The sequence below is a fragment of the uncultured Nostoc sp. genome, assembly GCF_964247315.1.
Taxonomy (GTDB): domain Bacteria; phylum Cyanobacteriota; class Cyanobacteriia; order Cyanobacteriales; family Nostocaceae; genus Nostoc.
Genome location: NZ_CAXTTT010000068.1, coordinates 1 through 15,448, shown reverse-complemented (window position 1 = coordinate 15,448; position 15,448 = coordinate 1). Strand labels below are relative to the sequence as shown.

General features: G+C 41.6%; 16 protein-coding genes and 2 pseudogenes. 8 read left to right on the top strand and 10 right to left on the bottom strand.

What is annotated here, in order from left to right:
* Positions 1-56: 56 nt before the first annotated feature.
* Positions 57-626 carry an SRPBCC domain-containing protein gene (locus tag ACFE93_RS20080; RefSeq protein WP_375475510.1) on the bottom strand — a complete coding sequence of 190 codons (570 nt, stop codon included), beginning with the start codon at positions 624-626 and terminating at the stop codon, positions 57-59.
* The gene (locus ACFE93_RS20075) at positions 626-946 is read right to left on the bottom strand and encodes a helix-turn-helix transcriptional regulator (RefSeq protein ID WP_229492935.1); all 321 of its coding nucleotides are present in this window, start codon (positions 944-946) and stop codon (positions 626-628) included. Before ACFE93_RS20075 ends, ACFE93_RS20080 begins: the two co-directional genes overlap by 1 nt.
* Before the next feature lie 173 nt (positions 947-1,119).
* On the opposite strand from ACFE93_RS20075, the gene trpD reads away from it, so the two are divergent.
* Positions 1,120-2,187 carry an anthranilate phosphoribosyltransferase gene (gene trpD / locus ACFE93_RS20070; protein ID WP_375475508.1) on the top strand — a complete coding sequence of 356 codons (1,068 nt, stop codon included), beginning with the start codon at positions 1,120-1,122 and terminating at the stop codon, positions 2,185-2,187.
* Here the strand turns inward: trpD and ACFE93_RS20065 are convergent.
* Entirely contained in the window at positions 2,117-3,157 is a 1,041-nt protein-coding gene (locus ACFE93_RS20065; protein WP_375475506.1) for a TIGR02281 family clan AA aspartic protease, read from the bottom strand. The two genes, trpD and ACFE93_RS20065, sit on opposite strands and share 71 nt — an antisense overlap.
* A gap of 286 nt (positions 3,158-3,443) precedes the next feature.
* Between ACFE93_RS20065 and carA the strand changes: the two genes are divergently transcribed.
* The 6 genes and pseudogenes from carA (at position 3,444) to ACFE93_RS20035 (ending at position 9,041) form a co-directional block, all read left to right on the top strand.
* Positions 3,444-4,607 (top strand): glutamine-hydrolyzing carbamoyl-phosphate synthase small subunit, encoded by a 1,164-nt coding sequence (gene carA / locus ACFE93_RS20060; RefSeq protein ID WP_375475504.1) that lies wholly within the window; start codon positions 3,444-3,446, stop codon positions 4,605-4,607.
* A 183-nt stretch (positions 4,608-4,790) separates the two neighbouring features.
* Positions 4,791-5,156: an STAS domain-containing protein gene (locus ACFE93_RS20055; RefSeq protein ID WP_375475553.1), complete on the top strand. Its 366-nt coding sequence runs from the start codon at positions 4,791-4,793 to the stop codon at positions 5,154-5,156.
* Between the two features lie 579 nt (positions 5,157-5,735).
* On the top strand, positions 5,736-6,215 hold the full coding sequence (locus ACFE93_RS20050) for a Mini-ribonuclease 3 (RefSeq protein WP_104907787.1): 480 nt from the start codon (positions 5,736-5,738) through the stop codon (positions 6,213-6,215).
* A gap of 92 nt (positions 6,216-6,307) precedes the next feature.
* Positions 6,308-7,447, top strand: coding sequence for a 23S rRNA (guanosine(2251)-2'-O)-methyltransferase RlmB (gene rlmB / locus ACFE93_RS20045; RefSeq protein WP_375475502.1), 1,140 nt, complete (start codon positions 6,308-6,310; stop codon positions 7,445-7,447).
* Positions 7,448-7,527: 80 nt separating this feature from the next.
* Positions 7,528-7,830: a DUF1816 domain-containing protein gene (locus ACFE93_RS20040; protein WP_375475500.1), complete on the top strand. Its 303-nt coding sequence runs from the start codon at positions 7,528-7,530 to the stop codon at positions 7,828-7,830.
* Between the two features lie 342 nt (positions 7,831-8,172).
* A pseudogene (locus tag ACFE93_RS20035) lies at positions 8,173-9,041 on the top strand (IS5 family transposase).
* Positions 9,042-9,227: 186 nt separating this feature from the next.
* Here ACFE93_RS20035 and ACFE93_RS20030 read toward each other — a convergent pair.
* Together ACFE93_RS20030 and ACFE93_RS20025 are read right to left on the bottom strand one after the other, a co-directional pair.
* Complete coding sequence (locus ACFE93_RS20030) at positions 9,228-9,365, bottom strand: hypothetical protein (RefSeq protein ID WP_375475498.1); 138 nt, start codon at positions 9,363-9,365, stop codon at positions 9,228-9,230.
* A gap of 6 nt (positions 9,366-9,371) precedes the next feature.
* The gene (locus ACFE93_RS20025; protein ID WP_375475495.1) at positions 9,372-10,124 is read right to left on the bottom strand and encodes a serine protease; all 753 of its coding nucleotides are present in this window, start codon (positions 10,122-10,124) and stop codon (positions 9,372-9,374) included.
* Positions 10,125-10,148: 24 nt separating this feature from the next.
* Between ACFE93_RS20025 and ACFE93_RS20020 the strand changes: the two genes are divergently transcribed.
* Positions 10,149-10,292: a hypothetical protein gene (locus ACFE93_RS20020; RefSeq protein ID WP_375475493.1), complete on the top strand. Its 144-nt coding sequence runs from the start codon at positions 10,149-10,151 to the stop codon at positions 10,290-10,292.
* Between the two features lie 28 nt (positions 10,293-10,320).
* On the opposite strand, the gene ACFE93_RS20015 is transcribed toward ACFE93_RS20020, so the two are convergent.
* The 5 genes and pseudogenes from ACFE93_RS20015 to ACFE93_RS19995 all read right to left on the bottom strand — a co-directional run.
* Entirely contained in the window at positions 10,321-10,908 is a 588-nt protein-coding gene (locus ACFE93_RS20015) for a COP23 domain-containing protein (RefSeq protein ID WP_375475491.1), read from the bottom strand.
* Positions 10,909-10,960: 52 nt separating this feature from the next.
* Positions 10,961-12,940, bottom strand: coding sequence for a protein kinase (locus ACFE93_RS20010; RefSeq protein ID WP_375475489.1), 1,980 nt, complete (start codon positions 12,938-12,940; stop codon positions 10,961-10,963).
* 158 nt (positions 12,941-13,098) lie between these two features.
* Complete coding sequence (locus ACFE93_RS20005; RefSeq protein ID WP_375475550.1) at positions 13,099-14,394, bottom strand: CHAT domain-containing protein; 1,296 nt, start codon at positions 14,392-14,394, stop codon at positions 13,099-13,101.
* A gap of 57 nt (positions 14,395-14,451) precedes the next feature.
* Positions 14,452-14,994 (bottom strand): annotated as a pseudogene (locus tag ACFE93_RS20000) (tetratricopeptide repeat protein); the annotation flags it as partial.
* 36 nt (positions 14,995-15,030) lie between these two features.
* Positions 15,031-15,448: tetratricopeptide repeat protein (locus ACFE93_RS19995; RefSeq protein ID WP_375475487.1), on the bottom strand; the 418-nt coding region annotated here is incomplete at its 5' end.

Genomic DNA, 15,448 nt, shown 5'->3' with positions numbered 1-15,448 from the left:
TTGCCAAGCTTTGAATTCCAATGTAGATATTGACGTGCAATATGTGGATTTCCATTTTAATTTGTGCAGAGTGTGGCTAATATTTGCGGTAGTTTTTCATGTAAACTGTAGTTCCATGCACCATTAAGAAAATAACTAAGAACGATACTATCTAATGCCTCATATCTACCAACTGGTATTAATGAGAATACGGTGCTGCGATTATTTGGTATTACTGTCTGCATCCCTGCCTTGGACTCATGCATAAATTTGCCTTGCCACGGTTGGGAAAGTTCCATTGGTTCATTCAGCTTGATGGCTTTTTGAATCAAATCTTTATGTTCGAGTAGAAGTTTCGTACCCCCAACTACGGGTTGGATTGTCCAGGTAACAACTGAAGGCTGGCACATCATACTGTCTTGCCAAGTGAACGCCAGCCGTCTTGGCTCATCAAGTTCAATTACCTGACAGTCTATTTCTCCCTTCAGCCCTGGCAGTGTCGAATGCACAAATCGGAATTTGTGTCCCAAACGCGGCTCAAAGTCGTTTTCCATTAACCATGCTGCTAATGCCTTGCGGTTAGTGAGTACCTGCCAAACCCGTTGGGGAGGATAAGGATAGAACACTTCCATATTCAATCGGAGCATCAATTTTCCTCCAAATAATTGCCAAGGGCATCGAGTTTTTCTTGCCAAAACTGCTCGTAATGAGCAATCCATTCAGATATCTGTTTCAATGGCTCCGGGTTTAGCCGATAGAAACGCTGTCGCCCTGCTTTTCGCATTTGCACTAAGCCTGCTTCGCAAAGAATCTGTAAGTGCTGAGAAATCGCTGGCAAACTCATGGCAAATGGTTGGGCTAGTTCTTTGACTGGTTGCTCACCACTACGTAACAGATCCAGTAGCGCCCTGCGTGTGGGATCTGCGATCGCCACAAAAACATCTGCACTGGCAGCAGGTCTACTCATTCCTATTAACCATATATTTAAGCAAACGCTTAACTATTTATAGAATACATAAGTAATTGCTTAAATGTCAACTCCTAAGAACAGCAAAAAGTTGGGCTTTTAGTTTCCCAAGCTTGGCTGCTACTTTCTCATTTTTCGGTAGGATGGCTCCCATACCTACAAAAACCTTAGCTATGGCAACTTCCCCAATCCCTGCTCAAGAATCTTCTGTTAATTGGTATATTCTGTTGCAACAATTAATAGATGGCCAATCTTTATCCCGTACTCAAGCTGCTGAATTGATGCAAGGTTGGCTCAGTGAAGCGGTTCCCCCAGAATTATCAGGGGCTATATTAACAGCGCTGAACTTTAGAGGCATTTCTGCCGACGAGTTGACCGGCATGGCTGAAGTATTACAATCTCAATGTTCGCCACTCAGCACTCAGCCCTCAGCACTTAGCACTGTAATAGATACCTGTGGCACTGGTGGAGATGGGTCATCAACCTTTAATATTTCTACAGCAGTTGCATTTGTTGCTGCTGCATCTGGTGTACCCGTTGCCAAACACGGCAATCGTTCCGCGTCAAGTCTCACCGGAAGTGCAGACGTATTGGAAGCCTTGGGTGTAAACTTAAGTGCCTCTAGTGAAAAGGTGCAAGCTGCACTACAAGAAGTCGGGATCACCTTCTTGTTTGCCCCTGGTTGGCATCCAGCACTCAAGGCGGTTGCGTCATTACGGCGGGCTTTGAAAGTGCGAACAATTTTTAATTTGCTCGGGCCGTTAGTAAATCCCTTGCGTCCAACTGGGCAGGTAGTGGGCTTATTTACTCCTAAACTTTTAGCAACTGTTGCCGAAGCTTTACAAAATTTGGGTAAGGAAAAGGCGATTGTGCTGCACGGGCGAGAAAAACTTGATGAGGCGGGGTTGGGAGATTTAACCGACTTGGCAGTATTATCGGAGGGAGAAGTGCAGTTAACTACGATTAATCCCCTAGATTTGGATTTAACGCCTGCTTCCATAGGTATGCTTCGGGGTGGAGATGTCCAAGAGAATGCACAAATTCTCAAGGCTGTACTCCAAGGTAAAGGAACTCAGGCACAACAAGATGCAGTTGCCTTAAATGCGTCGTTGGCACTGCAAGTAGCGGGTACGATCGCTTTCCTGGATCACGCCGAGGGAATTAAAATCGCTAAGGATATCCTACAAAGCGGGGCAGCTTGGACGAAGTTGGAGCAGCTAGTTGAGTTTCTGGGGAATTGATTTGCGATCGCAATTGCGGGCGAAATTCTATGACATTACGCTTAATGGTGACATCGTAGTTGCCAAAAAAGTCATGTCCTAGAAGTCCAGTTTCTAATTCCGCACCTGCGATCGCTACTGGTATTTTTTTCACTATTACCCCACCAACTGCCATCGAATTAACATAGCCCACAGGAAATTCTACAGCTCTGGAACTTGCGGTGTTTGCCTTAGCTTTTCCGACTGTGACGATTCCCAAAGCATCGGCCATCTCTTGGGTGATGACAGTACCACTCGCTCCCGTATCCACAATCATCTCAAATTGTTGCTGGCCATTGAAGGTGACTTCCACAATCGGCGTACCACCAATTCGCCTTTTTATCGGGGCTGCAAATACTGCTTCATCGGGAATCACCACTGCTGATGAGGGCAAACTTGGCTCTGGTGATAACGGTTTTGTTTCTCGTGGAGGTAAGGTGAACTTTGGTATAGTTTCTCCGTGGGGAACAACAACTACTACTTTATGAGGTACTTTAACTGCAACAGGGCGAGGATTAGCTTGCTGTTGGGCATATTTAACTTGGCGGCGATATTCCGTGATTTTGGTTTGAGCGATCGCAAATTCTGGGCTTTGTCGCCGTACTTTTTGCATCAGCGCGATCGCATCTTGGTACTGACTCGCCACCAATTTCCAATCATCTGGAGATTGAGCCGATTGGCTGATACTCCAAGCGCCAACAGCTTTGTCTCGTCCCATCTCAAAAAGACTTGGTTCACTTTCAAACGGATCTAGCGGCTGCGCTTCTGGGGTAGCTGCTGGTCTTACTGGTTCAACGCTAGGCTTGACTGGTGCTAGATCCCCAATTGGCGTAGGTTGCTCATCGCCACCAGTAGCGGTGTTCAGTTTGTCTTCACTACAGGCAACACACAAAACCGCTAGAGTGCTTGATACAAAAATTAGGGTTGCACGGGATAAAAAAGACTGAAGCATAATTAATTTTAACTGCCCAAGCTTTGTCAAATCCACTCCCGCTACTTTAATTCCCTTTTAATTTTAATTAACTATCTTAAAAACTCCCAATTGCTCAACTCATGAGATAATTAACAATCGCAGTATTAAGCAATGGGGAGTGGGGAATAGGGAATAGGCGATAAGAGTTTTCCCAATGACGCCACTTGCTACCCTTCGGGAACGCTAAAAGCGAACAAGTCGGGCATTGCCCGCCCAATGCACTGGCTCCCCAATGCCCCATGCCCAATCCCCAATTCTATCACCTATGCCCTTGACTGACTCAATACCAGCTTTACTTGTCCTAGCAGATGGAACCACTTATCGCGGTTGGTCTTTTGGTGCGACGGGAACCGCGATCGGAGAAGTGGTGTTCAACACTGGCATGACCGGCTATCAAGAAGTTTTGACTGACCCTAGTTACCGCGGTCAGATTGTGATTTTTACCTATCCTGAATTGGGGAATACTGGCGTCAATCTAGAAGATGAAGAATCAGATGGGCCCCAAGTGCGGGGTGCGATCGCCCGCAATATTTGTCACCATCCAAGTAACTGGCGATCGACACAATCTTTACCTGACTACTTCAAACAAAACCAAATACCAGGGATCTACGGCATTGATACCCGCGCCCTCACCCGCAAAATTCGGATGTTTGGAGCGATGAACGGTGGTATTTCTACAACCATTCTCGATGAAGCGGAATTGTTAGAACAGGTACAGGCAGCCCCGAACATGGCAGGATTGAATCTGGTTCGTGAAGTCACCACTTCAACGGCTTATGAATGGTCTGATCCCACAATTCCAGCTTGGGAATTTAACTCTGAGGCTAGAGAAAATCTTGAGAAAGCCTTTACCGTTGTTGCCCTTGACTTTGGCGTTAAACGTAATATCTTACGTCGCTTAGTAAGTTATGGTTGCCGGGTAATTGTTGTACCCGCTGATACACCACCAGAGGAAATTCTCAAATACAATCCAGATGGTGTGTTTCTTTCTAATGGGCCTGGCGACCCTGCTGCCGTCACTGAAGGGATTGCAACTGCCAAAGCACTCCTGTTAAGTGAAAAACCCATCTTTGGTATTTGTATGGGACACCAGATTTTAGGTCATGCACTAGGGGCAGAAACCTATAAACTCAAATTTGGTCATCGTGGTTTGAATCAGCCTGCCGGCTTACAACAACGGGTAGAAATTACCAGCCAAAATCATAGTTTTGCTATTGACCCAGATTCTTTACATACAGCAGTTGTAGAAATCAGCCACCTAAACTTAAATGATCGCACCATTGCCGGGGTACGTCACAAATCTCTACCTGTGTTCTCCGTACAGTATCACCCAGAAGCTAGTCCTGGCCCTCACGATGCTGATTACTTGTTTGAGCAATTTGTTCAAGCCATGCGAACAGCACGTCAACTCGTGGCAGAGGTGAAGTAAAAATAGGGTAATAGGGCATGGAGCATGGAGCATGAGACATGGGGTATGAGAAATGGGGACTAGTTAGGGACTAGGAAAAAGTTTTCCAATCCCCAATCCCCAATCCCCTATTCCAACAGATTGTAGACAATTTGCTCAAAAACCATCTATACTTGAGCGTTCACTTTAACTTATGAGGAGGGAATTATTGCTGAATCACTGAATCTAACCGTTAGCCTGAGGGGCACTCGTGAAGTCCGGGATAACTGTCAGCTATTCCGCCTCACAGGTTTGTTAGATGCTTTTTCTGAGCCGACATTTCGCAAGATACTTGGCAGCAAGATAGACGAGGGTCCTAAGCATATTATTTTGGATCTCTCACAAATTGACTTTGTTGATAGCTCTGGCTTGGGTGCTCTGGTGCAGCTAGCCAAGCAGGCTCAAACAGCCGATGGCACTTTGCAAATTGTTACAAATGCCCGCGTAACTCAAACGGTCAAGCTTGTTCGCCTAGAGAAGTTTCTCTCCCTGCAAAAATCAGTTGAAGACGCTCTAGAAAACGTCAAGTAGTCTTGATTGCTCGATCTGAGAGTTAAATTTAGCTATCCAGATTCAATATCGGATAGCTTAATTTTTAAAACTTCTGGTAGAAAACCTCTCTCCTTGTGGGAGAGGCATAAAGCCAGTTAAGCTATTATGTTTAAAGTTGAGTAATAACTAAAGATATAGACACCCAATTTTTGGGTATGTAATCGTTGGCTAGAATATTGGATAAATAATCAAGTCTGAGATATTTGTAAGAAATACAAAGCCAGCAGATTTGTTTATAAATAGACTTGACTCGATACTGTATAGTTAAAAGTTGTCGTTCAGTCAGTAAGCATGGCAATGCTAGCAAGTAAAAGGGTGAATTTGATGCTAAAATTACACCCGTTCTTAGGCACAGACCACAATAAATAGGCGAAATTTGGTTTATAGGTGTTGACATCAGGGTGATTTAAAATGCCAACTCTCAATCAGAAAGATGAAATTAGAAAGTAATTTTGATAGTATTGATTATGCTAAGTAGACTATCATGGCATACTTCAGAAAAATCAGTCTTTGCGAAGAATGCTTGCCAAATGTAGCCCGTCAAGGAATGATTTATTTGTGAAGTCACAGGAGGAAGAGCTATTAGATGGACAAGATGAAACTCCCAAACAGAGTTTATCTTGGACTCAAGCACTCTTGGCAACCACAGGGCCATTCCAACAGATTTCCCTCTCACAAGTGCAACAAATTTCTCCTAGTGCTTTAGCATATTTGGGGGATGCAATTTATGAGTTGTATGTTAGAATGTTCTATCTGCTGCCATTGCAGCGGTCAGGAATTTACCATCGTCTGGTAGTGGAGCAGGTAAGAGCAGAAACACAAGCGCTACATTTGCGATCGCTAATTCCTCATCTCAGGGATACCGAATTAGAAATTGTCCGACGGGGTAGAAACGCCGCAACAGGACGCCCTAAGCGACTTAATCCCGAAATTTATCAGCAGGCAACTAGTCTAGAAACTTTAATAGGTTACTTATATATCACCGATTACCAACGTCTAACCGAACTGTTGCAAATACTTCATCTAGAAAAAGAGTGAAAACTCAATTTCGCAGTAGCTACAACACTAGATTAAATTCAAAAAATTGAGGTAATCGGAACGCTCAACCATACGCTATATCCATAACTCAAATGCAGGATAAACCCAAAAAATTCAAGACTTCTAGCGAACCAAATCGGGGACAACCCGTAAAAATTAAAGGTAAGCATGTTGTTACTAATCCAACTAGTAAACCGAGAAAAATAGATAGCAACCCCCTCTCTGTTACTAATCCAACTAGTAAACCGAGAAAAATAGATAGCAACCCCATCTCTGCTGCTAATCCGACTCGCAATCCCAGAAAAGTAGATGGCAACATTATCTCTGTTGTTAATCAGAATCGCAATCCCAGAAAAATAGATAGTAACCCCATTTCTGGGAATTACCGACAACGAAATAGCAACTTCTCTGAGGCATCTGTATCTACACAAGCGATAGAAGAAGAAGATAGCGATCTCATCTACGGTCGTCATCCAGTATTGAGTGCATTGCAAAATCAACGCAATCTTAATCGTCTCTGGATTACTACCCGTCTGCGATACGATCCCAGCTTTCACCATTTTCTCTTGCAAGCAAAGGAAAATGGCACAGTTATTGATGAGGTTGAACCCAAGCGTTTAGACCATCTCACGAATGGGGCTAATCACCAAGGTGTGGCAGCACAAATTGCTCCCTACGCTTACATCGAATTGCCCGATCTAATTGAGCAGTGTAAATCTGTAACCGATGCTGTAATTGTTGTGGCTGACGGAATTACCGATCCCCACAACTTAGGAGCAATTATCCGCACTGCCGAAGCAATAGGCGCTCAAGGATTGGTAATTCCTCAAAGAAGGGCATCTGGAATCACTTCCACTGTTATGAAAGTGGCAGCAGGGGCTTTAGAAAATTTTGCTGTAGCTAGAGTTGTCAACCTCAGCCGTTCCTTAGAAGAATTGAAAGAAGCTGGCTTTTGGATTTACGGTACTGCTGCAAGTGGCAGCGAACCTTTGCATATAGTCAATTTTACCGGCCCAATCGTTTTGGTAATCGGCTCAGAAGGTGAAGGTCTGAGTATGCTAACTCAACGCTCCTGTGATTTTTTAGTATCGATTCCTCTACAAGGTAAGACTCCCAGCCTGAATGCTTCTGTAGCAGCGGGTATGGCGCTTTATGAGATTTATCGCCAGCGCTCGCTAAATACGCTGCACTTAGATAAATTACAAAAAATCTCTTTGAAAAAATATCAGTAACAGAGTATAAAGAAATGTAACAGATAATAAGGCAGCATATCGTTTAACACCCTGTAGACGTTTATAAATTAGCGAAAACCATGAAAACCATTTGGCATAACCTCAAGGAAGTGTTAATTAACACATTCGACTACATCGGCTTGGCTTGGTGGGTAGAGATTGTGACACAGAATCCTCGTTGCACGTATTACTTTGGGCCATTTCTAAGTTCTTCTGATGCAACATTAGCAAGCAAAGGATACATAGAAGATTTGGAACTCGAAGGAGCGCAGGGAATTATTGTGAATGTCAAGCGCTGCAAACCTAATACCTTAACAATTGCTGACGACTTGGGGGAAAGATTTGACCGCAAAGTAAAGCCTGCCTTTGGCGGTCAAATTTAAGTTAGGCCAGAGAATGAAAAAGATACTCTGATGCGGGGATGTGGGGACGTAAAAACATGGAGACACAGATAATTCTTTTACAGCGTTACTGAATCTTTTTCGCTCACCACATCTTCCCTCTCCGTTTCTTCTTCGTCAATAGTCAAAATTTTTTAACCATTTGGACTATTGACAATCTGTAATTAGTAATTACACATCTAGTGTAAAAGATGTAGAGACGCGAAATTGAACTTTGTCCCGCTGCACTAACGGGTCTTTGCAAGGATTCTGAATAACGCATATTAGACCTCTTGCAAAAGTCCTAGATGCGTGAGACAAGTAAGTTAGAGTTAGGTAGCATCTATGACCTACGAACAAGTAAAGAGCCTGAAGCCAGAAGACTTTAAACGCTTGTGTGGTGTACGTCCGGAGACTTTCAAGCAGATGTTAGAGGCTGTGGGATCGCACAGCCTAGCAAAACAAAAAACAGGACGACCAGGTAAGCTTTGCTTGGAAGACCAATTGTTGATGACATTGGAATATTGGAGCAAAGCCGGAGACGCTCCGCCTCCGGAGAATACCGAACTTACTTTCATATTGGGCAGTCTTGGGGAGTAAACGAGTCTACGGCATACCGAATTATCCGAAAAATAGAAGATACACTCGCTAAATCTAGGGCGTTCACGCTGCCAGGGAAGAAAAAACTTACTACTTCTAATTATCAGTTAGAGGTCGTAGTAATTGATCTGACAGAAAGTCCAATAGAACGTCCTAAAAAAAACAAAAAAAGTTTGACAGTGGCAAAAAGAAACAGCATACATTGAAGTCACAAGTAATAGTAGACCAAGCAAATGGAAAAATCATTTGTACCGCTCATGGTAAGGGTAGAGAGCATGATTTTCGTATATTTAAAAATAGTAAAGTTAGGTTAAGAGGAAACATAGAGTGCTTGGGAGATAAAGGTTATCAAGGTATTCAAAAGTTACATAACAAGAGTCGGATTCCAAAGAAAAAGCTAACTAGGAGCTAAGTTAAGTTATGAAGATAAAAAGAGTAATCAAGAGTTAGCCAGAATCAGAGTTTTGGGTGAACACGTAAATCGAAAGTTGAAGGTGTTTAAAATTTTGTCCCTTACCTATAGAAATCGTCGAAAAAGATTTAGTTTAAGGTTTAATCTGATTGCTGCTCTCTACAATTATGAGCTTCATCTCTCTCAAACTGAATCTTCCTGACCGACTTTTGCAAGAGGTCTATTTAACACCAGATGTCTATTAACCCAAGTTGCTAGTTATGTAAGAGTGCGATCACAGCCTCACTAGCTTTCATAATCAACGTCTTTTCCTTAGTTGAAAGTGGATAACTAGCATCTATAACTAAACAAAAATTAAGTTATTACCAATAATTTGTCAGGTTGGTTTCTATATTTTGAGGCGATTGGCAATATTTTCCAGTTCTTGAAAAACTGTTTGCATCATCTCATTTTGATCAACTTTAGGTGCAACCAGTTTTTGAATTTCTTGAACACGCTGGTTCAGTTTTTCCAATTTTGGTAACATAAAATTTTATAAAAGATGGAGAAACATTGGTATTGGTACCGCCCAGCTCAAGTGGCTCATTTCTTGCCATCTTACTTCAGAAACAGTGAAGCCATCCTTAAAAACATAAGGGTTGCCCAATAATGGATACTTAGGCATACCGTTGATACCTACGACTTCACCCTGAATATCAAGTAATGGTCCGCCACTCATACCGCGTTTAACATTGTTGGTATAGCCAATTTGATAACCCCCAATCAAAGATTGTTTGAGTAAGTCGGAAATTTTACCAGTAGTAAACTCGAATTTACCCGAATTAGACAAATTAATGTCAAAGGGAAACCCTGCGGCAAAAATCCTATTACCTACTTCTAATCTTGATGTTTGCTTTAGAACTGCCACTGGATAAACAATAGAAGGGCTATAGAATTGCATCAACCCTAAATCATCGTTAGAGCTAATTGAAGGCAGTAAACTAGTTGAATAAATACTACGATCAGCAACCTGAATACGATGCTGTTTTCCTCGAGATAGGACATGTTCATTAGTCAGTACTAGATAAACTTTTCCTTTCCGTTGGATAATAACTCCTGAACCCCAAGAGTCATTTGAAATCACTTTGACTGTAATAGACTTAGCGTACTGTTGTAGCTGCTTTACAATTAACTCTTCATGTGCTTTTCTGGTGGAAGTTATTTGAGCGAAAACACTTGAATTAACTGCTTCTATGGCTAGCAAGCCAGCCATAGAAGTAAAGAGAATTAGTAAACGTAAATTCATGCCTGGCTATAATTCCTAATTGGCTTGCCTGATTTTGAATTAAATACTTTTCTTGAAGAAGAATTTAGAAGTCAGAATCAAGACGCTCGGTCGCCCTTGGGAGAAGACTCGCTAACGCTGCGCTATCCGCTTTTTCGGTCAGAACTCATGCTGAATTCTGACGACTGACGCCTTTATTCTGTTTCGATAAAAAGGATCAATTAGAGCAAAAAAACGATCCATTACAGTTATCCTGAGATACTGGTTTTTCTACCTCTATGGGTTGGCTCTGTCTAGTTTTGGAGGCGTTGCTCAAATATTCATCTACATCAATGTAAACTGGCTTACCTCTAGTAAGCCTGATCTTGCGGACTCTAGTTGAAACATTAAAGAGTTCTACAAGAACTTTCTGAGGCTCGTCTTTAGGCTCAAAGGTGAGTAACAAACCATCTGATATACAATTACCACCTTGGCTTTGGGCAACGCACATCACGTTTTGATGATTCATTTTGCCAGTTGTAATGAACCTGAGATTACCTGCATCTGAATGTTTTTGGAATCTTGCTGTTACTTCTTGGCAGCGTCGTTCAGGCGTATAACCTGAATTACTAAAAACTTGAGATTGCCAGCCGATCAACTCAACAGTTTCTGTTGGAGTGCGTGCATAAGTAATAGGAATACCTTGTTTTATCTCACAGATGTATTGCACCTTGCTTGAAGGTTTGGGTTTGGCTAGGCTACCAATAGGTAGAGCGATTGTAGTAGCAAATGTTATCAAAAATGGGATAAAAAAATTAGTTTTCATAGCATCAAAAAAAATCAAGTAAAGAAATAGATTTTATTTATATTTGTTGCATTTAATTGTTCTGACAGTTAGAACCTTGACCAAAAACAGAGTTGGAAGATTGACAATTATCAATTGTTGCAGGTTTTGGAGTATGTAAAATTTGAGATTTTAACTTTCTCTTTCTAATTACTGGTTGATAATTACTAGATGAGGTTTTTGAATTTGAGTTATTTAGTTTGCGGATTGCGGTGGTAACTCTAGGTGCTATTCGTTTACTTCTTACAACTGTAGTATTAGGAGAATAATATGTTTTGGCATTATTTGCTTCGAGCTTAGATTTTGCTTCTTGAATAATTGCTTCTTTTTTTTCTCGCCAATATTGAGTAACAGCAATCTTGCTTGCTGAAGTGATGGCGTCATTAAATCTATTTTGAGTTAATGCACTTTGTGCGAGATTCAAAAGTTCTTTATTAAGATTAAATTCCTGTTGCCATTTAGCAATCAACTCTTGAGTTATTTTAAAATTAGAGCTTTTTTGTGGAATCTCTCTAGCCATAAGAATTGCATTATTCACATCTCCTAACTGCTCATACTTTTGGGTCGCTTGCGTGAGAAGTTTCTGAGACCATTCATTAATGAGATTTTGAGCATATTCATAAAAAGGTTGATTTACCGGAATTTTATCAGCTTGTTTAATTGCTTGAGAAAAGTTAGACTGCGCTGCTAGAGCCTTAGCTTGAAAAATTTGGCATTCATTTAAGTTATTTATAAGCTCAGTTTTCGCTCGTAAATACGGTGATGAATTATTACTAACAAGACTAAGATTAGCGCCTTTTTCTATACATTTTTCATATTCTTTTGCTTGCTTTAAAGATTTAATCTCTTGCACGTTTGCTAATAAATTTTGATTTTTATGCCAATCAAAAGCAAAAATACCAAATATACTGACAAAAGTAGCAATGCCTAATGTAACTCCTATTGGAGATTTAATCACAGCGATGGCTGCGCCAACGCTAAGGGCGAACGCTTTAGCAAAACCTGCCGATTGAGAACTGTTGGGAGAAACAGGTAGATTTAAAGTTGACGCTGTTGATAACTGGGGATTATTTTCTGCTATGTTTAATGATTGTTGCCTAAACTGAGATAATGGTACAGTGGGAGGGCAACTGCCTGACTCTGTATGGGAGTATTGAGGGTAAAAGCCTGGCTGTGTTGTTGCATATCCAAATTGAATCATTAAGGTTTCAAGTGCAGCCAGTACCTCTTTAGCAGACTCATAACGCTCTTGAAAGTGGTAGCGTACCATCTTACTGATAATACCAGCTAACTCAGGGCTGACCTGAGCGTAGCTGTACCAGTCAACTTCACCTCTAGCATCCTCTTGCAATTGTTGATGGTTTAGTCCTGTTAATGCTTGGATAGCTATAATTCCTAAAGCATAAATATCACTGCTGAAACGAGGTTTACCTCTTACCTGCTCAGGTGGCATATAGCCAAAAGTGCCTACAACAACAGAGGTACTCATCTGGCTTTGTGCTGTAGCCAGTTGCATATTTATTTGCTTAACTACACCAAAATCAACCAGAACTAGTTTATTATCCTGGTGGCGGCGAATGATGTTGTTAGGTTTGACATCGCGATGGATAACACCATTGCTGTGAACAAAGTCTAGAATGTTTAAGATTTCTTGCAGTAGTTGGACTACTTGGCTTTCACTCCAATGACAACCAGGTAACAATTCTGCACTGAGTAAGTTGCCATCAATCAGTTCTTGGACTAAATAGAATTCCTGGTTTTCCTCAAAATAAGCTAGAAGCCGGGGAATCTGGGGATGATGGCCAAGTTGTTCTAGCGCTTCTGCTTCTTTTGCAAATAAATGTCTAGCTGCTTCTAAAAAGGCAGGGTCGGTATTAGCTGGCTTCAGATGCTTAACAACGCAACTAGGATTACCTGGTCTGTGAAAATCTTGAGCTACATAAGTTTGTCCAAATCCCCCCGCACCCAGGACTTTTAGTACTTGATAATGCCCGGCTAGTAGCTGATTTAACATAGGTTTAACTTATATAGAAAATAGTATTAACATTATCTATAGTGGTTATCATTTAGGTACAATATTCTCTAGTTTCAAGAGACAGGAAAAAAAAGATTCTAACTGTTAATTTCATTTTATTAGGTGTATTTTATTCGTTAGAGAACCCTTATAAATTATTAATCAGCTTCACCAATCAAAGTGAAGCCAGCCCAATCTGTAGGATCTGGGGATTGTTGCATTGTCTTAAGCATTGCTTGGCGTAGTGCTTGGGCTTTATCAGTCTGACCCGGAAAATTACGGTAAAACTCTAACATCAGCGTTTTTGTAGTATCATCTGGTACTTCCCACAAGGAGACGATCGCACTAGCAGCTCCAGCAGAAAGCAAAGACCGAGATAACCCGATGACGCCATCTCCTGTAATTTCACCTCTACCTGTTTGACAAGCACTTAATACTACTAGTTCGGCATTAAGTTTCAAATTCAGGATTTCGCCAGGGGTAAGAAAGCCGTTATCATCACCAGATGGAGCTAAGGCGATCGCACCAGGAACACCCAATTGCTTCACTTCATCGAGTAGACCGTGGGTTGCTAAATGAATCACCCTGGCTGTGGGCATCTGCTTCATAATATCTAGCTTGGTGGCGCGATCGCCAGTAATCGCTTTGGTCTGCAAAAGACTAGCAATTGTGTTAGCTTCTTCTTCTGAACCAGGTAGCTGTGATAACTCATGCGGCGGATCTCCTACTTTTATTTTGGGCATTGTAGGATTGCCTACGACTAAGATATCTTTTGCTAATCCTTGGCTGCGTTGTCTTTGCTGATTAGTCAGATCCAACACTTGGATGGCAGGGACAGAAACGATTGTGTGTTGTTCAATTAAGTACTTACCATCGGTATCTTGCAATGCTGTGAAAGGAACTAATAAGAGAAAATCTTGAGGAATGAAGACAATACGAGCATTAGGGTCTTTAGGTAGCTCGTCAGCAATTGGTTGGATCAGGAGTTTATGCAGTTGCTTTAAGCCTTTAGAAACTGCTGCCGGATTTGCAGAATTACTTGTTGCTGGATCAATGGCATTACGAGTGTTAGTTGCTATTTCTTGGAGCGAGGTCTTTTGCTGTTGTAATGACTTGAGATTAACTCGTCGCAAGGCTACATCACCCGTAGGTTTAACCACCCAGATTAAAAGTTCTAATTCTGGGGCTTTTAGCTTACCTTGGTGTAAGAAATCATCGGGAACAATCGAATATTCAACTAGTGTGGCTTTTTGCTGTTTGGCGATTTGTTTGATTTGAGCAATTGTTAGGGGCGCGATTTGGGAGGTTGAATTAGGTTTAAGTTTAGTCTCCATTAACTCTACAAAAGCCCGGGCGCGTCCTTGCTCAGAAGCTACTAATGAAGCTTCGGGTTTGTTCTGCGCTACTAAAATTTGTTGGAGTAAGTTGTATGTTGCAAGTTGTGTATCAAAAATTGATACTTTGCCCCGATCGTCTAATTCTTGTCTTAGTGAGTCTAAAACCTTGACTGCAAGGCGGAGTTTGTTTTCCGCCTCAACCAAATTGCCAGATACAAATAAAGTATGTCCGAAATTATTTAAAGCTAACCCCTCTGCTCGGCGATCGCTTATTTCTTGGGCAATCTTTAAGCTCTGCTGTTGGTATTCAATTGCTTTGGGATAGTCGCTTAAGCTTTCGTATGCCAGTCCCAGGCTGCTCAAAGCTGTCTGTTCGATGCTGCGGTTTTTGATTTCCCGCGCCAAGGTTAAACTTTGTTGGTAGGCTTCAAGTGCTTTACTATTGTTGTTTTGAGATTGGTAAGCAGCTCCGAGATTGTTCAGCGTACTTGCTTCACCTTCTCGGTCTTTGGTTTCTCGTGCGATCGCTAAACTTTGCAGATATAACTCAACAGCTTGGGGAAAGTTGCCCAATTCAGCATAGACCATTCCTAAATTGCCTAAAGCAACACCTTCTCCAAGTCGATCTTTGGTTTCTCGCGCAATAGTTAAGCTCTGCTGCTGAGACTTAATCGCTAAATCATACTCACCTATTGCTAAATAAGCATTACCTAAATTGCTTAAAAGCTGCCCCTCAGATTGGCGGTCTTTAAGTTATTGAAAAATGGTCAAAGCTTGCTGTTGGTAACTAATAGCTTTGCTATATTCGCCTGTATTTCTATAAGCAAGCCCCAGATTTCCTAACGTTTGTCCCTCTCCTCGACGGTCTTTGAACTCTCGATAAACTATCAGTGCTTGTTGCCAAGATTGGATGGCGGGTACAAATTGACTCAGTTGATACTGTTTAAGTCCTTGTTGCAGCAATTCATCCGCTTTGGTTTTAGCAGTTACTTGAGATTGTGCGATCGCTTGTGAAGTCACAAATGGTACTGTAGCTAAAACAGGCATTAAGACGCTAGAGAAGATAGGAATGAGTTTAAGGATCAACTGATAGTTTATTTTTACCATGCTATTTATCGCTCTTTTATGTCTCTGGTGAGAGAAAAATGCTGTGATTTGCTGAGATTCTTGA